The organism is Pseudomonas sp. B22129, from assembly GCF_044218875.1.
Taxonomy (GTDB): domain Bacteria; phylum Pseudomonadota; class Gammaproteobacteria; order Pseudomonadales; family Pseudomonadaceae; genus Aquipseudomonas.
The window spans coordinates 5,690,161-5,711,712 of record NZ_CP162592.1 but is presented as its reverse complement, the minus strand read 5'-3'; the positions used below and the strand labels follow the sequence as shown (position 1 = coordinate 5,711,712).

At 58.5% G+C, this 21,552-nt stretch carries 12 protein-coding genes; all 12 read left to right on the top strand.

Going from position 1 to position 21,552, the window contains the following annotated elements; genetic code table 11:
- Window positions 1-111 precede the first annotated feature (111 nt).
- The 12 genes from AB4P94_RS25820 to AB4P94_RS25765 all read left to right on the top strand — a co-directional run bounded on the left by AB4P94_RS25820 (window position 112) and on the right by AB4P94_RS25765 (window position 21,548).
- On the top strand, window positions 112-11,289 hold the full coding sequence (locus AB4P94_RS25820) for a LysM peptidoglycan-binding domain-containing protein (protein WP_395608120.1): 11,178 nt from the start codon (window positions 112-114) through the stop codon (window positions 11,287-11,289).
- Complete coding sequence (locus AB4P94_RS25815; protein WP_395608119.1) at window positions 11,289-12,032, top strand: hypothetical protein; 744 nt, start codon at window positions 11,289-11,291, stop codon at window positions 12,030-12,032. Before AB4P94_RS25820 ends, AB4P94_RS25815 begins: the two co-directional genes overlap by 1 nt.
- Window positions 12,033-12,627: 595 nt before the next feature.
- Complete coding sequence (locus AB4P94_RS25810) at window positions 12,628-13,290, top strand: ankyrin repeat domain-containing protein (RefSeq protein WP_395608118.1); 663 nt, start codon at window positions 12,628-12,630, stop codon at window positions 13,288-13,290.
- A 244-nt stretch (window positions 13,291-13,534) separates the two neighbouring features.
- Window positions 13,535-13,798: a flagellar biosynthetic protein FliQ gene (locus AB4P94_RS25805; protein ID WP_395608117.1), complete on the top strand. Its 264-nt coding sequence runs from the start codon at window positions 13,535-13,537 to the stop codon at window positions 13,796-13,798.
- Between the two features lie 2 nt (window positions 13,799-13,800).
- The gene (locus AB4P94_RS25800; protein WP_395608116.1) at window positions 13,801-14,544 is read left to right on the top strand and encodes a flagellar biosynthetic protein FliR; all 744 of its coding nucleotides are present in this window, start codon (window positions 13,801-13,803) and stop codon (window positions 14,542-14,544) included.
- Entirely contained in the window at window positions 14,541-15,614 is a 1,074-nt protein-coding gene (locus tag AB4P94_RS25795) for a flagellar biosynthesis protein FlhB (protein ID WP_395608115.1), read from the top strand. Before AB4P94_RS25800 ends, AB4P94_RS25795 begins: the two co-directional genes overlap by 4 nt.
- Window positions 15,611-17,692, top strand: a complete 2,082-nt coding sequence (locus AB4P94_RS25790) for an FHIPEP family type III secretion protein (protein ID WP_395608114.1) — start codon at window positions 15,611-15,613, stop codon at window positions 17,690-17,692. The genes AB4P94_RS25795 and AB4P94_RS25790 overlap by 4 nt, the downstream gene beginning before the upstream one ends.
- A complete protein-coding gene (locus AB4P94_RS25785; RefSeq protein ID WP_395608113.1) occupies window positions 17,689-18,399 on the top strand; it encodes a flagellar hook-basal body protein in 711 nt (236 codons plus the stop codon). The genes AB4P94_RS25790 and AB4P94_RS25785 overlap by 4 nt, the downstream gene beginning before the upstream one ends.
- Before the next feature lie 15 nt (window positions 18,400-18,414).
- Window positions 18,415-19,188, top strand: a complete 774-nt coding sequence (locus AB4P94_RS25780; protein WP_395608112.1) for a flagellar hook-basal body protein — start codon at window positions 18,415-18,417, stop codon at window positions 19,186-19,188.
- 98 nt (window positions 19,189-19,286) lie between these two features.
- A complete protein-coding gene (gene flgA / locus AB4P94_RS25775) occupies window positions 19,287-19,886 on the top strand; it encodes a flagellar basal body P-ring formation chaperone FlgA (RefSeq protein ID WP_395608111.1) in 600 nt (199 codons plus the stop codon).
- Window positions 19,873-20,442 (top strand): flagellar basal body L-ring protein FlgH, encoded by a 570-nt coding sequence (locus AB4P94_RS25770; protein WP_395608110.1) that lies wholly within the window; start codon window positions 19,873-19,875, stop codon window positions 20,440-20,442. The genes flgA and AB4P94_RS25770 overlap by 14 nt, the downstream gene beginning before the upstream one ends.
- Window positions 20,439-21,548, top strand: coding sequence for a flagellar basal body P-ring protein FlgI (locus AB4P94_RS25765; protein ID WP_395608109.1), 1,110 nt, complete (start codon window positions 20,439-20,441; stop codon window positions 21,546-21,548). Before AB4P94_RS25770 ends, AB4P94_RS25765 begins: the two co-directional genes overlap by 4 nt.
- The last annotated feature ends 4 nt before the right edge of the window (window positions 21,549-21,552 follow it).

Here is a 21,552-nt window from a genome sequence, read left to right as displayed (position 1 = left end):
CTCGAAATCGACGCATAAGCACTGACAGAGGGGCTGATTTACCGCGCTCGCGGACAGCCCAATTGTCTTGAACCGAAAGGCCGGTTCAGTGGGGTCGGGGGAGTCAGGGATATGGTAGCGATCGTTGCTGGCAATGGATTGGGGCTGTTCAACACCTCGCTCAACTTATTGGGTGGTAGCGGTTCAACCGGCCAGGGCAACCTCGGCCAGGCGGGCGGGCGGGCGCTGGTCAATATCAGCAACGGCAACCTGATCCTGCGATTTACCGATGAGCAATTATCCGGCCTTGGCCAGGACCTGCTGCATACCCGGACCTACAACACTCGAGGCGATTTCAGCGACGCAGATGGCGATGGCTGGCGGTGGGATGCCGAGCGCAGCGTAACGTTGGTGGGCGCGTTGAACACGGCTGGCAGCCAAATGGTCCGCGTCACCGGCGATGGCCACAAAACGCTCTATCGCTGGGACGGCGCGCGCTATCAGTCGACCGAGGGCGACGGTGCCCATGACACCCTCACGTGGGACGACCCGGCGGGGCAAGTGGTATGGACCGATGGTTCACGGCGCACTACTGAACGTTACAACTGGAACGGCCAACTGGTATCCACCACCGATGCCAATGGCACCCGGATCAGTTACAGCTATGACCCTCAGGGACGTTTGAACAGCGTCAAGGACAGCTCCGGTCAGGAGCTGGTGCTCAACTATAACGCCGCCGGCAAACTGGAGCGCCTGGACACGCGGCGTTCGGCCGGTGAGGCATTGACGCGCCAGGTGTATTACACCTATGACGGCCTGGGCCGCCTGACCAGCGTCAGCACCGACCTGAGCCCGCAAGACAACAGCATCGCCGATGGCAATGTCTACACCACGTCGTATACGTACTTCGAGTCGAGTTTCTACATTGCCAGTGTCACGCAGAGCGATGGAACGACTGTTAACTTTGGCTATGAACAAGTGGGTACTGATTTCCGTGTCAGCATCGTCAGTGATGCTTCCGGCATTACACGTTTGAGCTATGACACGGCCAACCGTCGCACTGATGTGCTCAACGAGCTGGGGCAGCAGTGGAGCTATTACTACGACGCTGAGGATCAACTGATCGAGGTACGCACGCCGGCGGTCAACGGTCAACGCCTGTCCACGCGCTACAGCTACGACGCCGACGGAAATGTCCTCCAGGTCGTCGACGGCCGCGGTAACTCCGTGAGTTATGGCTACGATGCCAATGGTAACCGGGTGCTGGAGCGGGACAGCGCAGGTAACACGATCACACGCAGCTACAACGCCGATAATCAATTGCTCAACGAGGTTCGCTATCGCGTGCCGGCGACACCCAACGGCACCGGCTGGACCGAACCGCCCGCGAGCAGCGCGCAGGTCACGCGGTACGCCTATGACAGTCACAACCGCCTGCGATTTACCGTGGACGGCGCAGGCCAGGTGGTGGAGTACCGCTATGACGCCAACGGCCTGCGTACGCAGGAGGTCAGTTACGGTGATGCGCCGTTTGCGGTGTCTGGGCTTGCACCGGCCGATATGTTATCCGAATCGTCTTTGATTGCATGGGCCGGCGCACGTGACAAGACGCGCTCGACATTGACCGAGTTGAGTTATGACTACCGTGGAAATATCAGCCGTCGTGTGGTCTATGGCGCCGTCGACGCCAATGGCACAGGCCTGTTGGACAGTGCCGCCAATGTCGTCGAGTTCATCTACAGCGAACATGGTCAGTTGCTCCAGACGCTGGCGGTCAGAGGTGCCGATCGCAACACTAAAGCGGTACTCACCTCTGTGGTGTATGACGGCATGGGGCGAGTACTCAGCCAGACAGATGCCTCAGGTACCCGAACCACGCTCTACAACGGACTTAACCGCACGGTAACAACCACCAATAGCGCAGGGCTGACGATCAGCCAGTCCTACGACACCCTGGGCCGGTTGATCACCCAAAGCGAAACCGCCGCCGGTGCCACACCGCGCTCGACCCTCTATGTATACGACGTGGCTGGCCGGCAAACCATGGTCCAGGACGCCACGGGCGTGCGCTCTTATGTGCTGTATGACGAGGCGGGGAGGGTAAGTGCGCAGATTGACGGCCAGGGCGCCGTCACAGAGTTTGTCTACAACGCTGCCGGGCAGCGGATCCAGGAAAAACGCTACGCTACGTTGATCGACACCACCGGCGGGTACGACGGCACCTACGTGTATGTCACCCTAGTGGCTCAGGTGCGGCCCCCGGCCAACGCTGATGATCGGGTCAGCTCTTTCACCTACGACTCCGCAGGGCGCCTGAGTACCACCACGATACCCTCGGGGTTGGTGACAACCTTCAGCTACGACGGTCTTGGGCAGTTGGTGAAGCAGCAAAGCGCAGACCGCACCACACGGTTTTTCTACGACGCCAGCGGGCATCAGACGGGGCAGCTGGACGCTGAAGGCTACTTGCGGGAGAACCGCTACGACGCGAGTGGCAGGCTGACCCAGACCCTTCGTTATGCCGCAGCGACCGCGGCCGCCAACCGCGAATCAGGCACCTTTGATCAACTGAGGCCGGCTGAGGGCGGCAGCCTTTCCACTTGGTATTACTACGATGCGGCGGGGCGCCAAACAGGCAGCCTGGATGAACAGCAGTTCGTCACCGAAACCGTGTTCGACGAGGCCGCCAACACCCAGCAAACCATCCGTTACAGCGCCGCCTATACCGCTGCAATAACCGCCAGTACTGCGTTCTCTACTCTCAAGGCCGCCGTGGCCGGCAGTGCGCGGCAAACCACGACCACTGCGTTTGACGGCCAGGGGCGCGTGGCCCAGCGCACGGCCACCGACGGCACGGTGACGGCCTACGAGTATGACGCCGCCGGGCGCCTGGTGCGCGAAACCCAGGCGCACGGCACTCCCGAAGCGCGCAGCACGCTCACGCGCTATGACGCCTTCGGGCAAACCATCGGCAAACTGCTGGGCGAGGCTTCTGCCCGCATTGCAGTCGGCATGACTGACGCACAGGTGGCCGCTGTCTATGCGCAATACGGCCTGACCTATCGTTACGACGCGGCAGGCCGGGTGGCCAGCGCCAGTGATGCACTGGGCAACCGCACGCTCTCATACTACGACGCCGCCGGGCGCCTGACCCACGTGATCAACGCCCTGGGCGAAGTCAGTGAAACCCGTTATACCGCTTTCGGCGATGCCCGCGAGCGCTCGACCCTGACCAACCGGCTCAGCGCGGCCACCACCGCCTCGCTGTCGGGTGGCTTGTTGACGCTGCAAGTGAATGCACTGGTGCAAGCCATTCGCGATGCCAACACCGATAACAGCAGTTTCTACGCCTACACCACCTCCGGTTTGCTGGCGGGCAGTACCGATGCACTGGGCAACGCGGTGGGCTATGGCTACAACTTGTTTGGCGAACAGACCGGCAGCCTGCGCATCAGCGCCAGCGGCGCGACCATCGTTGAAAACCGCTCCTACAACAAGCGCGGCGAACTGATCTGGCGCGCAGAAGATGTGGACGGCTTATCGCGCGGCACCGGCAGTGTCTACGATGCCTTCGGCCACGTCATCCACCGCATGGATGCGCGAGGGCAGATCAGCAGCACCGACTACCTCGACAATGGCCGCGTGATTGTTGAGCGCGACCCTCTCGGCCAGACCCAGGGCCGTGAATATGACGCCTTTGGGCGAGTGCTGCGCGAGCAGGACGCGCGCGGACTGATCACCACTTACAGCTACAACGACAGCACCCGCACCCTGGTGGTGACCACGCCGGATGGCCTGGCCATGACCACCGTGCGTAATCGCCACGGCCAGACGCTGACCGTCACCGACAGCAAGGGTGTCACCCAGGCCTTCAGCTACGACAAAAACGGGCAACAGCTCACCAGCACCGACGGCCTGGGCCGTACCACCAGCAGTGCTTACGATGTTGTCGGGCATCTGTTGAACGTCACGGATGCGGCGGGCCGGGTGACGTCCTACGCCTACGACGCGGCGAACCGCATGATCAGCCGCACCGATGCCGCTGGGGTGGCGACGCAGTATGTGTTTGACGGGCAGGGGCGCAAAGTGCGCATGACCGAGGCCGGTCAACGTATCACCGACTATGCCTACGACCGCAAAGGGCAGTTGCTGACGGTGGTCCAAGACCCCAACGGCCTCAAGCTGACCACGACCTACAGCTACGACGGTTTTGGCCGGCAGGTGCAGGTGGCACGCGGCACCACCGCCAATCCGTACCAGCAAGTCATCCTGTATGTGTTCGATAACCTCGGCCGCCGCACGGCCGAGCGCATCGACCCCAACGGCTACAACCTCACCACGCAATACCTCTACAACGCCAACGATCAGGTCACGCGCAAGCTGGACGCCGGTGGCAACAGCACCTGGTATGTGTATGACAGCGCCGGGCATTTGACTGACACGGTGGATGCCCTCGGCGGCGTCACCCGCAACACCTATGACCCGGATGGCCGCCTGGCGAGCACCACCCGCTTCGCCACCGCGCTGAGCCCTGCCACCTTGGCTGCCCTGGGCAACGCGCCGGCCAGCATCCCGGCAGGCGCCAGCGCCAGGGATCAGGTCACCAGCTATCTTTATGACCAGATGGGGCGCGTGCGGGCAACCATCGACGCACTCAACCAGGTCACCGAAACCCTGTATGACCAACAGGGGCGTATCATCGAAAGCCGCCTCTACGACAAGGCCATGCCCGCTGGCACGCCACGCACCTTCGACGGCGTGACGACGGCGCTGACCAACCTGGGGGCGCTGGCCTATGCGACACGCTCGGTGTACGACGCTGCCGGGCAACTGAGCAGCGTCACCGATGTGGCCGGCAAGACCGAATCCTACACCTACGATGCGGTGGGCAATCGCGCCACCTTGACCAACAAGAACGGCGCGGTATGGAACTATCGCTACGACAGCGTGAACCGTCTGGTCGAGGAAATAACCCCGGCCGTTGCGGTGTCGAGCATCGATATCAACGGGGTGGTCAGCACCCGCTCGGTACTGCAAGTCACGCGTATCACCTATGACGCGCTGAGTAACGTCACCAGCCGCACGGTGGGGCGCTTGCGCGGTGCATTGGCGGCTGACCCGGCGGCGGATGACCTGAGCCAGGCCAGGACCACCGGGTATGCCTACGACGCGGTCGGCCACCAGGTGCAGATCATCGCGCCGGGCTGGTACAACAAAGTCACCGGGGCCTATCAGCAAACCTGGGATGGCACCGGCAATACGCTGCAGGTCACCACGGACGTGACCTACGATGCGCTGGGCAATGCCGTGCGTAACCGCGTGCGGGTCAACAACACCGGCGTGCCGGGCACTGACTTTGTGGACAGCTACAAGGTTTACGACAGCCTCGGGCGGCTGACCCATGACGTGGATCCGCTCAAGGGCGTGACCGCCTACACCTATGATGCCCAAGGCAACCGCCTGATCACCAAACGCTATGCCAATGCCCTGGCGGCCACTGTGCCGGCAACCGGGTTCTACACGGCAAGTGACATCAACAGCGCAACGTTGGTGGCCAGCCCTTCACTCGACCGCACACTGACCACCACCTACGATGCCCTGGGACGCAAGACTTCGGTGCAGCAGGATGCCGTCAGCGTTTATACCTTCACCGGCAACATCGCCACGTCGAGCCTGATCACCGCGTCGCCCACAACGGTGTACAGCTACAACGCCTTGGGCCAACTGGTGCGTGAAACCCTGATTGCACGCAATGCCAACGGTGTGACGGTACAAAGCGGCGCCAGCAACGTTTACTACTACGATCAGGCCGGCCAACGCATCGGCACCGTCGATGGCCAAGGCAACTACACCCGCCTGGAATACAACATCCTGGGCAAGGTCAGCCGCCAGGTTGAGTACGCCAACGGCCTGAGCGGCTGGGACGACAGCAACCCGCCAAGCCCTCCGCTGGCCAGCGCCAACGACCGCAGCACGCGTTTTGAATACGACGCCATGGGCCGCTTGTACCAGGTGACCCAGGAGGGCGTACGTTACTGGCAGCAGATCATTGATGGCCAGTCCGGCGCGGCGTCGGCCGTGGCGGTGGTAGGCAACCTGATGGTCAGCCAAATGCACTACGACGGCGTGGGCAACGTACGCGCCGTGGTGGACGCGGCCGGCAACGTCACCGCCACGGAATACAACGCCCTGGGGCAAACCGTGCGGCTGGTCGAACCCGCCCGCGCCACGGCGAAAAACGGCGCAGTGGACCCCTTTGCCGCCGGGATCGTCTATGCGTCACCCACCACCACCTACGCCCTCAATGCGTTCGGCCAAGTCGTGAGCGAAACCGAAAGTGCCGGTGTGGATTCGACGGGCAACCAGCAAGCCGGTGCCACCCGTGTCACACGCACACGCTTTGACGCGGCGGGTTACGAGGTGCAAAACATCGATGCCAGCGGCTCGGCGCAGTCCTACAAGGTTGACGCGGCCGGCCGGCGCGTGGAAGAAAGCCGCCAGATCAACATCACACTCAGTGGCTGGACGGTGGGCGGCGCGGCGCTCACGCGCATCCAGACCATTCGCCGTGGCTACACCTACGATGCGCTGGGCCAACAACTGTCCACCACCGACTGGTACACCGCCGCCGACAGCTCGCAAAAAACCACCACTAACTCGGCGGTATACAACCGCTTCGGCGAAGTGACCAGCCAGTTGTTGAATGGCAACCTGCAAGCGGCCTATTACTACGACCAGGCCGGGCGCGTGACCCAGCAACAAAATGCCCAGGGCATCACCCAGGTTGATTACGACCTCAATGCCAAGGCCAGCCGCAGCAACCAGCTGGGCGACGTCAATACCGCCGCCGATGATCGCATCACCTACACCCGCTACGACGTGCTCGGGCGTGCGCTGGAGCAGCATCTGCCGGCCTTCGAAGCCAACATCAATGCGGATACGTTGAACAACATCAACCTGACGCTGGCCACGCCGATCATCCGCCAGAGCTACGACCGCTGGGGCAACCTGCTGACCCGTACCGATGCGCGTGGCTACGTCACCACTTACACCTACGACCACAACAACAAGCAACTGACGGAAACCTTGCCGGTCACCGACATCCTGCGTGAGAACGGCACCAGCTACCGTGCCAGCCTGATCCATGAAAAGCGTTATGACCTGAATGGGCTACTGATCCAGGAAGTCGACCTGGTGGGGCCGTATGCCGGTGTGCCTGCCAGCACGGTTTTGCGTACGCGCCAGCATCAGTACAACCAAGTGGGCGAGTTGCTGCGCGATATCGATGCGCTGGGCTACGCGCGCACCTATTTGATGGATGTTCACGGCAACCGTGTGGCGACCCGGGATGCACTGGGCGTGGTGCTGTTAGACGGTTATGACGCGATGAATCGTCAGGTCAGCCATGGGATTGTGCGCAATGGCGCCGCTGTGACGTTGTTGACTAACCAGTATGACCAGGCGGGACGGTTGGTCGGGGAGATCAGCGGGAGCAGTGCGGTTGAGGAGACGTTGGCGAGTGCCAGTGGGTCCGGGGTTACAACGGGCGTGGCGGGGAATGTGCGGTATACGCTGTTTGATGAGCGGGGGAATGCGGTCAGAACTCGCAACGAGTCAAAAGTCGAAAAAGTATATGAGTACAGTGAAAGCAATCGTAAAACCAAGGAGGTAGATGGGCTGGGTAACGCTCTGTCCTGGGTGTTTGATGAAGGTACTTATGGTCGCCTTGTCAGTCGGAAAAATTTGGCGGGGGCTAATTATAACTACGCTTACAATTCATTCGGTCAAGTTGTCAGGGAGGCCACCCCGTGGCTGATTGAGATAACGCCAGGCGTTTATCAAGATTCGGGGGTTGTGCAGATTGTCAATTATAAATATTACGCTAACGGCCTGTCGAAATCGGTGGAGGATACATCCGAGGGGTGGGGGCCAAACGAAATTGACTCTTCAGTATCAACCAGTGAATATAATTTGACGGGAGAGAAAGTTCGCTCTGTAGAAACTCGCAGGTCGAAAAGTGCAATGGTGTTTGTTTGGGATTACAGTGCAAGCACAGAAACACGCTACTTTATCGATGAGCGATCCCGGCTGAAAGAAACAAGGTCGCCAGCCGGTACGACTTTGTATGGTGTGATGCCGTTCCCGGCCTACACCTCCCGTATTGATTCTCTGCGCTACGAGTTTGATGAGTACGGCAATCGTCGTCGCACGTACATGGATGCAACCAACCATGCCGGGGGGCGGACAGTCATTGATAATTGGAATAGATTCGACCTCGAGGATCGGGTCTTGGTAGGCGACGGTTTCTTCTCAGGCGGGCAAATAGTAGCGGGTAAGCAAGGTGTAAAAGCCAAGGGATACGCCAATATATATGACGGTGGCGGGCGTCGGATTGCCTCCGAGCAGTGGAGCAGTACCAGTGGTGCCAATGAGGTCTTTCGTCGTGATGAATATGCCTACAATGATGTAGGTCAGGTCAATAGTTCGAGTAGTAGAAGCCTCTATCGCGCAGCGGCAGCGGACACGTCCAAGGCTGTTATTTCCCAAGGGAATGCTACGCTTGATTTTTCAAATCTTTATGATCTGCAACAAAATCGCACCAACCAAATTGCTTTTGCGGGCGGCGCGATTTCAAGTGTGATCTCTTACACCTATCGTGGTGATGGAAAGATTTTAGCGCAGACCAATTATAAGGTCTCAGGGGGCGTGCAAAGGCTATCCCAGGTGACCTATTATGGTGAAGCAGCCATGATGGATGCTGTGGGTAATCAAAAGTCATATCGTTACGTTGTTTATAATAGTGACGGTGCAAGTGTGAGTTACACGGGGGCTTATACCAAGTCGTATTACCTGACTGACACATATAAAGAACGTGAAACAGTCGCGACATGGAGCTTGGGCGGTCAACCGGGAACTACGTCGTTCTTTTACACCCCAAGAGGTACGCTGGACAGCATATTTAACGGTGTAGGGTATCGTACATTTGCGTCAAATCGTGATGGTCAAATCATAGCGCGGTATGAGCCTGGCTATGAGAGCAATAAGATTAGCCAGAATTACTATTATTATGACGGAAAGGCACTTGCTAACGTAGGTACGGCAAGCGTTGCAGAAGTCAGTGATACGTTTACGCCAATATCTACCGACTACCCAGGATTGAACCCCACCGTTTATATCGTCAATCAGGGGGATACCCTTGAGCGAATCGCCCAAACGGTATGGGGTGATCCAGGGATGTGGTATCTCATCGCAGATGCCAACGGGTTAGATTCAAGTAAGTCTTTGCTGACAGGAGACACTCTTAGAATACCCAACGTCGTCGGCAGTACGCATAATAATTCGCAAACGTTTAAGCCCTATAGTGTTGACGACATTATTGGCAATACTACGCCAAGTCCAACACTGCCGCCGCCGCCGAAGCCCAAGAAAAAGAAAAGTAGCGGCCTAGCGAGTGTTGTCATGGTTGTGGTGGCAGTAGTCGCCACTGTCCTTACCGCTGGTGCAGCTGCCCCTGCCGCCGCAGCTGTTGCAAGCTCAACAGCTGCCGGCAGCCTTGCGTTGACCGGTGCGGCAGTACTTTCGGGCGCAGCTGGATGGGCGGGTTTGGGCGCTGCAGTGCTGGGTGGCGTTGTCGGAAGCGCCGCGTCGCAATTGGCTGGCAAAGCTTTAGGGGTGGTTGATGATTTTTCCTGGAAGCAAGTCGCTGTGGGTGGGCTGACCTCAGGGATAACTGCAGGGTTTGGCACCTTGGCACGGGTAGGCACGCTAGGCTCATGGGCTAGCACTGCGGCAGAAGCGATGACGTCAGGAGGTTCCTACGGCACCGGCTACGCGGCACTGGGAACCTTCAACTATGCCAACAGCCAGCTCGCCAGCCGAGTGGTGGGGCTGGATAACTCGTTCAGTTGGCGCAATGTGGCGGCATCTGCGGTCGGGGCGACCGTTGCCGGGTACGTTGGTGGGAATAGCACCACTTTAGTGAGCTCTGCACTGCGTGGGCAGATCAGTGCATATGCTTCTGCGGTGTTGAAAGACAAGTGGTTTGGAGGTGCTCGACCTGATTTCGGGCAGGTGGCTGCTGATGCGTTCGGGAATACGTTGGCCGACTATACCGTCCGCAGTATCAAGGGCTCTGATGCCACTCAGAGCGGGAATTCCCCGACTGAAGATGTGAAAGCCGATGCTGCACGGCGCATGACGGCTCAAGGTTATACCCCCGCGCAGATCCGCGATTTGCTGCAGTCGGGATACCTACCCCCAGTAGAAGTCGAAGCAATCGGCTCAACTGATGATGGACGAACTGGTTATTTTTACGATAGCGGTGCGATATCAATCAGTGCTCCCGCTGAACAAGGTTTCTTGGTTGGTGTACCCATCGAAAGCTCGCCAGCAAGTGTTAGTTCTGAACTCTCGCTTTACGAGCGGATGCGCAGTTGGGCAAGCGACGGGCGCCAATATGATCGTGCTTATTATTCAGACATTGTGAATACAGCCGAGGGTCGATCTGGAGCGGTTCTTGGCTCTGTGGGCAGGGCACTCAATGCAGCAGGTTGGGACATTGCGGAAGGCGTTACAGGGTTGGTGGGACTGGCCACAGACAGTAACGTACGGTCTCAGACGTATGCCGCGCTTGAAAGTGGCGCCAGCTATGTATGGAATAACCCTGGTGATGCTGTTGAGGGTGTTTCTGACGCCGTCAGTGGTTATTACTCAAGCCACAGTGCGCAGCAAATGGCTGAGGATACGCTGACATTCGCCGCCGGATTTATTGCCACTGCCGGGGCCGGGAAAGCTGCTGCGATGGCTGGAAAATCGGGGCTCAATTTTGTTAAAAACTCTCAGATCGTTTTCAGCCCGCGTAGTGGCACACTCTATGGCGGGATAGTCGTTCCCGGTACTAATTTCATACGGATCACCACTGTAAGTCGGGCGATGAGTGAGCGTTTCCAGGGCATGGGGTATCTGGATCCCTTCACCAACCGTATAACCCACGCGCCTTTGGGGGCTGCGATGGAGGTAGATCATATCTTTCCGGTGAGTAAAATTGTTGATATGCCGGGTTTTAACACTCTTAACAAATCACAAATGACTGCTATTATTCAGGACACAATGGGATTAGGTAATTTGCAACCGTTGCCCAAAGGACTCAATGCGTCGAAAGGGGCTAAGGTTGATTGGGGTACTTACGGAAAGGATAAACTGGATGATAAGTATATCGAAGGTCTTATAAATACCCAGCAGGACATGGAACGGCTAATTCAGAATCAAATTCGAGCCTATCAGTCATCCAATAGATTAGGTGGAAAATAATGCTGGATGTAAACAAGTATAATTTTATTTATTCGACAGCTGATCACTTAGATCCTTCGGTTGTGGATGAACTAAAGCCAGAGATTAAAGCCACGCTCGGAACTCCTGTCAGCGTCATGTTCAAAGATTTTGCAGTGGCCTTTCCTTTAACTGTTCGTGTCATTGATGAACAATGGCCGCCTCCCGTGGTAGCTTTCAAAAAAGGAATTCGTTTTTGGTTGCCTTCTTTGGTATGTCAAGGACTTGAGAAAAACCTTTTTTTTAAGTTGACATTTGTAAGTGAAGCGACGTCAGGGCAGCAGTATGATGCCGAGCATGCCATGCTTCCACTGAAATGGCGTGAACTCTATCGACTGTTTAACTCGTTTGTTGTAACTGATTCTTCGGTACAACCTACTGATTGGTTAAATACACCCTTTGATTACGCATCACGCTTGACGCTTGAGCGGTATAGAATTCTTGTAGGAGGCAAGAAGGCGGGCATGAGAGCACTGGAAGAAAAAGTAGGGTCAAAACAGTTAAGGTGCTGGTTGCTAACTGAGAGTGGAGATGCCTTGTTTCTCGATGAGGCACGCTGTGATCATAAGGTGTACCACATCAAGAATGGTGAGTTTGATGATTGCCGTTTGTTAAAGCAGGCTGACGAAGTGCTAGACAAATATTTGGCTGGTTACGTATCTAAAGATGGGGGAGGGGGCTTCAATTTTAGATCTGGAGAGGTTGTAAGTGTTGGTGGGGGTTGAACGTGTCGGCTATAGAAAACATTTGATTTTACGTAAAGCAAGCCACTTCCTTTTAGGGGGGGCTTTTATACGAAAAGAACATAAGAATTATAATTTGCTTTCGCTTAGCAGTCGCCAAGTTTCTTTGAGTCAGCTTAAAGCTTTCGGATTGGGCAGGTTTATTTCGATGAGGGACAAGCGGACAGTGCGGCAGACGAGCTGATGCGGGCTTATATGGGGGCGGGGCCAGAGATTTTCGCGAATGAAAGCGCGCATTACCTGAGCTTTCTAAAAACACGGGCTAAGTTGTGAGTGCTGGGTAGTGAGTTTTTTAAAAACCATCCAGGCGGTTACTGGCAATCAGTCATCCTCCAATTTTGGCTTCAGCTATGCTCCGCAGGCTGCAGGTCAGCGTATTGAGCTACCCTCCGTGAGTTACGGGATGCCAATGTCACGAATGGCGTTGCTTAACCCATTGAATCAGCTGGAACAGCATAAAAATGGAGCTGTATTGCGCTCCCTTGAGTATGTGATTGGCGGTGGCGAATGGAGACGATAATTGAAAATATACAGACAGATAAAAGTTTTCCTTTTGACTCTGGTAATGGGAGTTCCCATGGCTCAAGCAGCAGTAACGATGGCAGGAAAGACTGTCGAGCAGGTGTATGAGGACTCCAAGGTGGTTGGTTTAATAAGCGCCGCTATGGATGGGAGAGCAGACGAAGTAAAGAGAATAGCCGCAAGCGGTGTTGATGTGAATGCAGTAGGGCAAGACGGCAGTTTACCGTTATTTTGGGCCCTCAAATCACGGAATGTTGTAGGCGTTGAGTCATTGTTAATATCCGGGGCTGACACTGAAAAGGTAACGCCGCAATTTAAACCCTTCTCACCCATGGCGCTCGTTTCTGGAGGAGATGACGTTGGGTTGTTAAAGCTACTATTGCGTTATGGAGGGGACGCTAATGGTGCTCGAGCCACTGGCATAAAAGGAAAACCTTTATATCTGGCTGCCACTCAGGGACGATTAGAGAACGTAAAATTATTGGTTGAAGCAGGCGCAGATGTAAATTTTCACGACGCTAACGGTCTATCGGCAGCAAGGGGCGCAGCCACCACAGGGAATCTCGAAGTGGTGTTTTGGCTGTTGGAACAGGGTTATAACTATGACCTTCCAAAGCTCGAAAGAATCGTAAATTTAGTTAATGCATATCCTAATCCGGATGGAGCGCAATGGAAGGCTAAAGTCATCGATAAATTGAAGGCCAAAGGTGTGAATTAACCCTGCTGTCAAGCGCGCCATTGGCCGCCAAAACAAGGCGCGCAAGGACTTTCATCTAAATCTCCCCCCAAAGCCTCGTTCAATTCTGTGTTTTCAAAAATATTTTTTATTTTCCTGTTCACCCCTTGCCGCCCCATTTCCGATCTGGCTATGATCCGCCCACAAAACAATAGTGGCAACTAGCCACGGACGCCGAGTGGCACACTCACTCCGGCAGATCCATATGCATTGCCTGGGGACATGGATGACACAGGACTTCATGCTGTACGCGCTCAAGGAAGCGCTGCTCACTGCGGCCATGGTTGCTGCGCCTTTGCTGTTGGCGATCCTGATCGTTGGCCTGTTGGTCAGCATTCTTCAGGTGGCCACGCAGATCCAGGAAATGACCCTCACCTTCATTCCTAAACTGATCATCACCGTGGTGATGCTGTTGGTGCTGGGCAGTTGGATGCTGACGCTGCTCAAGCAGTTCGCGCTCAGTGCCCTTACTCAAGCCGCTGGTTTCTAGCCGTGCTGACGCCGTACCTGGCCAGCCTGTTCCTCATCTCCATGAGGCTGGCGCCGCTGATGGTCGTCGCCCCGATTATCTTTTTCTCACGCTTGCCCATGACGGTTCGGGTGTTGCTGGCATTGGTGTTGTCAGCCGTACTGGCGAGTTCCTTGAATGGGGTCGGCATGCCGATCCTGAGCCTGTCGTCAGTGCTGGGTGAGTTGATGCTTGGCGTGTTGATGGCCTTTGCTTTTCACGCGGCCCATGCCGGGCTGGACATGGCCGGCAAGCTTATCGACACGCAGATCGGCTTGAACGCCGCCGGCGTCTTCGACCCGGGTACTTCGAACATGACCGGCCTGGTCGCCGAAGTGTTGGTGTGGACCCTGGGCATTCTGTTCGTGACCTTGAACCTGCATCACGACTTGCTGCGGGTGTTCAGCCTGATGCTGGTCGCGGTGCCGCCGGGCAGTGTCTCGCTGTTGAATTTTTCCGGCCCGGTGATGGGTGTGCTCACCCAGCAGTTTCTACTGGCGTTCATGACCGTGGTGCCCGTCATCCTCGGTTTGTGGTTGATCGACATGGCGTTTGCGCTGCTCTCACGCTCGATGCCGCAGGCGAATGTGTATTTCCTGTCGCTGCCGATCAAGCTTGGCGTCGGCATTTTTATCCTGATCCTCACCTTGCCGATCATTGTTCTGCGCGTGCCGCTGTTGATCGAAAACGCCTTGCGTTTTGCGCTGTCACCCGCGGGTGCGCCATGAGCGATCAACAGGACAAGAGTGAAGAGGCCACGCCCTACAAACTCGAAGAGGCGCGCAAGAAAGGTCAGGTGCCGCGCAGCCCTGACCTGTTGTCGTTTGCCATGATCATTACCTTCCTGATGGTGTTCTCAGCCATCGCCGCACCGCTTGCCGGCGTGATTGCGGCCCACACTCATTGGTGGTTGGGCAACGCCGGCCAGATGGGGACCAGCTTTGGTTACCTGGGCGAGCAGGGCGGCTACAGCGTGCGGCAAGTGCTGTACGCCTTTTTGCCGTTGATCGGCGCGCTGTTGCTGGTGGCGGTGCTGACCAACCTGTTGTTCAGCGGGCCGGTGTTTTCTGCCTTTGCGATCAAGCCCGACTTCAAGCGGCTTAACCCGATCCAGGGGCTCAAGCGCATTTTCTCGCGGCGTATGTTTGTCGAGCTGCTCAAGGTGCTGGTCAAGGGCGGGCTGTTTGCGCTGGTGCTGTATTACCTGTTCCAGAGCCTGCTGCCGCGCCTGTTGGGCATGGCCACGGTGTCACCGATGGAGCTGCCCCTGGCCGGCAAGCAATTGCTGATGCAGTTGGGCTTTACCGTGCTGTCGATCATGGCCGCCGCCGCGCTGTTTGAGGTGTGGTATTCGCGGCGCGAATTCGGCCGGCAAATGCGCATGAGCAAGCGCGAAACCAAGGATGAGCACAAGCGCCGTGAAGGCGACCCCGAGGTGCGCGCCAAGCGCAAAGGCATCCAGCAGGCGCTGCTGAAAAAGGCCTCTGCCCTGGGGCAGGTCCAGGACGCCGATGTGATCATTACCAACCCGACGCACTACGCCGTGGCGCTGCAATACCGCCCGGCAAGCATGCTGGCGCCCAAGGTGTTGGCCATCGGGCGCGGTGTGCATGCCTGGCGTATCTGCCAGATGGCGCGCAAGCACCGGGTGCCGATCCTGCGCCGCCCGCCGTTGGCGCGCACCCTGCACGCACTGGCGCGGGTTGACTCGGCGATTCCGGACAGCACGCAAACCGATGTGGCGCGGGTTTATCGTTGGGTGATTGCGCTGCCCGGCAACAAGGTGCTGAGCCCATGAAGCCGTTCTTCACGCGCGCCTTGTCGGAAAGCAGCGACCTGCTGCTGGCCGTCGCCGTCATCGGCGTTTTGCTGGTGCTGTTCACGCCGATTCCAACCTGGTTGCTCGACCTGTTGCTGCTGACCAACTTTGCCATTGCATTGTTGGTGCTGCTGGTGACCTTTGATATCGACAAGCCCTTAAGCTTCTCGACGTTCCCTTCGTTGCTGCTGATGACCACTCTGTTTCGCCTGGCGCTGAACATCTCCGCGACGCGCCTGATTCTGGCGGACGGCGATGCCGGCCAGGTGATCGCCGCCATCGGCACCCACGTGGTGGGCGGCAATTATGTGATTGGTTTTGTGGTGTTCCTGATCCTGGTGGTGGTGCAATATGTGGTGGTCACCAGCGGTGCGCAACGGGTCGCGGAGGTGGCCGCGCGCTTTACCCTGGACTCGCTGCCGGGCAAGCAGATGAGCATCGATGCCGACCTGAACATGGGCATCATCGATCAGGACGAGGCCAAGCGCCGGCGCAGCCAGTTGGAGCGCGAATCAAATTTTTACGGCGCCATGGACGGCGCTTCCAAGTTCGTTAAAGGCGATGCGATTGCCGGGATTGTGATCATCGCCATCAACATCATCGGCGGCCTGTCGGTGGGTATTTTGCAAAAGGGCCAGAGCTGGGGCGATGCGCTGCATCACTACACCTTGCTGACCGTGGGCGACGGTATCGTCACGCAGATCCCGTCGCTGATCATTGCCGTGGCCGCCGGCATCATCATTACCCGCGCCGCCACCGACGCACGCCTGGGGCCGGAGCTGGGCCGGCAAGTCTCGGCCTACCCCAAGACGCTGGTGGTGGTGGCGCTCGTCACGTTGCTGCTGGCCATGCTGCCGGGCTTGCCGCTGGTGCCGTTGTTGATGCTGTTTCTGGCCTTTGCCGCCGCGGCCACCTATTCGTTTCGCCAGTTGCAGCGCAAAGCCAAGGGTGAATCGGCGCCTGGCGACACGCCGGCCAAGGCCGAGACGGCTTCGGATGATATCTACGCATTGATGAACAATGAGGCCTTTGAGCTGCGCCTGAGCAATGACTTGGCCGCGCAGGTGTTGGCCGCGACCAGTACCTTGAGCCTGCGGATCGACAACCTGCGCAAACAGTTCGCCCGCGATTACGGTTTTGCCTTGCCGCAACTCAGTGTGCACGCCGACAAAAAGCTCTCAGCCGGCACTTATCAGGTGTGCGTCCAGGGCGCGGTGGTGGCCAATGGCGAGTTGGAGTTCGACAAGTTGCTGGCCATCAACCCCGGCGGTGGGACGGTGACGCTGGAAGGGCGTGAAACCAAAGAACCGACCTATGGCCTCAAGGCGCTCTGGATTGATCAAGCCTTGCGCACCCCGGCGCGCATGGGCGGCTACACGCTGGTTGAGCCAGACACTGTGTTGCTCACTCACCTCTCCGAACTGGCCCGTCGCTACGCGCCGGACTTTCTCACCCGCGCCGAGACCGAGCGGCTGGTCGAGAGCAAGCGTGCCGGGCTGGGCAGCCTGGTGGATGAGTTGATTCCCCAGGTGCTCAGTTACTCCGATATCCAGCGCGTGCTGCAGTTGCTCCTGCGCGAGCAAGTCCCGGTGCGCAACCTGGAAACCATCCTTGAGGTACTGGTGGACGCCGGGCGCACGCATAAAAACGCCGAAGACTTGGCCGAGCGGGTGCGTGAGCGGCTGGGCGCCGCGCTGTACGAGCGGTTGGTGGATAAGAATGGCGAGCTCAATGTGCTCACCATCGCCCCGCAACTGGAAGGCTACATGCTCGCCGCCTCCCGCCCGCGTGAGGGCCAGCAGAGCGCATTGCTGCCGGCCCAGGAACTGGAGCGCTTTGTGACCACGGTCGCCCGCGAAGCCGAGCGCCAACTGGGTGATAACCAGCAGCCGGTGTTGCTGTGTGCCGCGCCTTTACGGCGTGTATTGCGCGCCTTCATGTCGCGGGCGGTGCCGCACATGGCGGTGCTGTCGGTGAATGAAGTCGGCCAGCATGCGCGCGTGACCTCGGCCGGCATGATTGATTTGCCTGGGTTTCCCAGCCTGGAGTCGGCATGAGCGACATGATCATGCAACTGGCCGGGGTGATCCAGCGGGATATCGATACCTTGAAAGAGGTATCGCAGAACGTCGCCAATGCCAACACCACGGGCTACAAGGCCGGGCGTGCGTTCAGCGTCCAGGCATTGGCGCAACCCGCCTCTGGCGTCGCCGTTGGGCTTGATGGCCTGCAAACCCAGACCTCGATCAATACCGATGGCGGTGCGCTGCAGTACACCGGGCGCGTGACAGATTTCGCGCTGTCCGGCGATGCCTGGTTTGCCGTGAACACCCCACAAGGCGCGGCACTGACCCGAGATGGACGTTTCAAGGTCGACAACCAGGGGTTTCTGGTGAGCCATGCCGGCCATCCGGTGCTCGGCCAGGGCGGCCCGATTCAGGTGGCCGGCGGTGTGCTGAAGGTGAACAGCCAGGGTGAAGTAAGCGTGGACGACACGCCGGTAGGGCAGCTCAGCCTGGTACATATCGAACGCGCCAACGCGCTGGTTTCCCGTGGGGCCGGGCTCTATTCGGCGGACGGCGCCTGGCAACCTGCCACGCAATACGCGGTGCACCAGGGCCTTTTAGAGCGCTCCAACGCCGCCATGGGCAACGACATGGTGAAGATGATGGAAGTATCGAGACACGTCGAAACCCTGCAGCGCGCCTTGTCGGCCTACGACGGTTTGCTGAACAGCGGGATCAATCAATTGGGCAAGGACTGACCAGGGAGTGCGGGTGTGATTGATGCATTGAGTATTGCCAGTTCCGGCTTATCCGCGAACCAGGCCTGGATCGACAGCATTTCCAATAACGTGGCCAATATGCAGACGATTGGCTACAAGCGTAGCCAGGTCAATTTCCAGGACCGGGTGCGCGACGTCGGCACGCGGGATGACGGCGGCGGCATGGCCGAACACCTGCTGTCCGGTGCAGGCATCCAGGCATCGGAGCCTACTCAAGTGTTCAGCCCGGGCGCCGTGCGCCAGACCGGTAACGAGTTGGACCTGGCCATCCAGGGGGATGGTTTTTTTGAAGTCGAATTGCCAACGGGTGAATTGGCTTATAGCCGTGCCGGGCGCTTTCATTTGAACACCGACGGGCAGTTGGCGATGAGCACCGGCCAAATCCTGACAGCGGACCTTCGCGTGCCGCCTGATGCGCGCAACCTGGTGATCAAACAGGACGGTTCGGTGCAAGCGACCGTTGTCGAGACGGGTGAGGTGATTACCGTCGGCCAAGTACAGCTGGCGAAGTTTGCCAGTGCCGATGGCCTGAAAAAGCTCAGCGATGGCCTGTACCGACCCTCTCAAGCCAGCGGTGAAGCGATTTACGCCGAACCCGGCCGGGATGGCCAGGGAGTGCTGTTGCAGGGGTACGTCGAGATGTCCAACGTCAACCTGATTGATGAGATGAGCAGCCTGGTACTGGCGCAACGTGCCTACCAAATGAACGCGCGCCTGCTTCAAGCCGGCGATCAGATTCTTGAAACCATCAATAACCTGCGCCGTTGATGGGTATGAAGATGACGTGCGTCGCGGTCGCAGCCGGTTGCCTTTGGGGGGGCCAGGCAAGCGCGCTCGAGTGTGCAACAGCGCAAACGCCCAGCCAGATGGCACAGTACATCACGGAGCAGGTGCGCCCGGCGTTCGCCAACGAGCAACTGGATATCCAGCTGACGCCCATCGGTGACTTGCCGGTGATGGCATCGCCCCGGGTGCGGTTGTTGTCGACGCACCTGCGCAGCCGCGTGGCGGTTGAACTTAAAGGCACGGTATGCGGGCAGACGCAGGCCAGCCAAGTGACGGTTTGGTTCAAGGTCCAGGCGTGGGGCCAGGCATGGGTTTATGGCCGCAATGGGCGCACGGATCAGGCGCTGAGCGATACCCAGCCGCGCCGTGAGCGGCTGGACGTGGTTGCCGCGCAAGTATCCCCCGACGATTTGGCCAGCAACCTGGAGGGGGCGTGGTTGGGGCAAATGGTCAATGCTGGCATGCCGATTCTCAATCGGCACTTGAAAGCCGAGCCGCTGGTGCTGCGGGATGCCACCGTCACCGTTGTGGTCTATGGCCCAGGCCTTATGTTGCGCACCGAAGGCAAGGCGATGCGCCCCGGTGTACTGGGCGAGCCTATCCCCGTCTTGGTCAATGGTGCGCAGGCGAGCCTGTTGGCAGTGGTGGCCGGCAAAGGGGAAGTCCATGTTCAACGCTAAGGTGCTGTGGCTGGTTGTGCTGCTGCCGATTTGCTCCAGCGCGCAAAGCCTGATCAACCCCGATGGCTATCGCTCTCTCACTGGCGACCGTCGTGGCTACCACGTGGGTGACACCCTGACGATTCTGGTGGTGGAATCGACCTCGGCGCAAAGCGCCGCCGGGACCGGGGCCGATAGCAGTACCGATATTGCTGCGCGTCTGGGATGGGACAACACCAACCATCAAGGCCGCCTCGGCCTGCAAGGCGACTCCAGCGGCAAAGGCCAGACCAATCGCAGCGGGCAGATCCGCACCAATGTGTCGGTGCGAATCATTGACCAACTGCCCGAAGGCTTGCTGCGGGTCAGCGGCGAGCAATTGGTGACCGTCAATGATGAGAAGCAGCAGGTACGTATCAGTGGTTTGGTGCGCCCCGATGATATTGCCTACAACAACACCGTATTGTCCTACCGCCTGGCCGATGCACAAATCGACATTGTCGGCGATGGGGTGATCACCGATGCGCAGAAGCAAAGCATCGTTTTCCGAACCCTCAAGTGGCTGCGCATCCTATGAAACAGCTGACGATGGGGTTACTGGGCCTGTTGCTCGGCCTTTGGCTGCCGGCGGGGTGGGCCGATGTACGCATCAAGGAACTGACCCGCATCCAGGGCGTGCGTGATTACGCCATTATCGGCTACGGCCTGGTGGTGGGCCTGGCCGGTACCGGGGACACCGACCGCAACCGCGCCACGCGCCAGTCGCTGGTCAATACCCTGAAAAACTTCAATGTGAACGTGGCGGACTCGGACCTCAATGCCCGCAACACGGCGGCGGTGATGGTCACCGGCAACTTGCGCTCGTTCAGTGAGACGGGTGACAAGGTGGACGTCGAAGTTTCATCACTGGGGGATGCGCGCAGCCTGTTGGGCGGCACCTTGCTGATGACGCCGTTGTATGGCCCCGATGAAAAACTCTACGCCCTGGCCCAAGGCCCGATGTCGGTGGGTGGGTATGTGTTCGAAGCCAACCAGAACTCGGTGCAGAAAAACCATCCTACGGTCGGCCGCATTCCACGTGGCGCCAGCGTCGAGCGTTCGGCCTTTACCGAAAACGACGCCTCCGCGCGCAATCTGGTGTTGGTACTCAACGAGCCTGACTACACCACGGCGCAGCGTATTGCCGACGCGTTGACACGTGAGCTGGGCTTGTCCGGCGTGCGCGTCGTGCATGCGGCAAAGGTTGAAGTGCCGCTGAGCAGTGCGGCGGGTTTGCCCCGATTGATTTCGCGCATCGAGAACGTATCTGTGGCGCCTGACTATGCCGCCCGCGTGGTGGTCAACGAGCGCACGGGAACGGTGGTGGCGGGCGCGCATGTGCGCTTGGGTGAGGTGAGCATTTCCCAGGGCTCACTCAGTGTGGTGATCAGCACCAAGTACCAGGTGTCCCAGCCGTCCTGGATTGGTCGTACCGGGCCGAGTGTGGGCACGGTCGTGGTGCCGGATACCGAGCTGAATGTGACCGAGGAACAACATGGCCCGGTCAAGCTGGCGGAGGGCGCGACGGTTGGCGACCTGGTGCAGGCACTCAATCAGGTGCGCCTGAGCACCCGTGAAGTGATCACGGTGTTGCAAGCCATCAAACAAGCCGGCGCCTTGCACGCCGAGCTGATTGTTCAATAAGGAG

Coding starts and splice junctions, on each gene's coding strand:
- AB4P94_RS25790 (WP_395608114.1), top strand. CDS start 15,611: ATGAAGCCGTTCTTCACGCGCGCCTTGTCGGAAAGCAGCGACCTGCTG.
- AB4P94_RS25785 (WP_395608113.1), top strand. CDS start 17,689: ATGAGCGACATGATCATGCAACTGGCCGGGGTGATCCAGCGGGATATC.
- flgA (WP_395608111.1), top strand. CDS start 19,287: ATGGCACAGTACATCACGGAGCAGGTGCGCCCGGCGTTCGCCAACGAG.
- AB4P94_RS25815 (WP_395608119.1), top strand. CDS start 11,289: ATGCTGGATGTAAACAAGTATAATTTTATTTATTCGACAGCTGATCAC.
- AB4P94_RS25770 (WP_395608110.1), top strand. CDS start 19,873: ATGTTCAACGCTAAGGTGCTGTGGCTGGTTGTGCTGCTGCCGATTTGC.
- AB4P94_RS25805 (WP_395608117.1), top strand. CDS start 13,535: ATGACACAGGACTTCATGCTGTACGCGCTCAAGGAAGCGCTGCTCACT.
- AB4P94_RS25810 (WP_395608118.1), top strand. CDS start 12,628: ATGGCTCAAGCAGCAGTAACGATGGCAGGAAAGACTGTCGAGCAGGTG.
- AB4P94_RS25820 (WP_395608120.1), top strand. CDS start 112: ATGGTAGCGATCGTTGCTGGCAATGGATTGGGGCTGTTCAACACCTCG.
- AB4P94_RS25795 (WP_395608115.1), top strand. CDS start 14,541: ATGAGCGATCAACAGGACAAGAGTGAAGAGGCCACGCCCTACAAACTC.
- AB4P94_RS25765 (WP_395608109.1), top strand. CDS start 20,439: ATGAAACAGCTGACGATGGGGTTACTGGGCCTGTTGCTCGGCCTTTGG.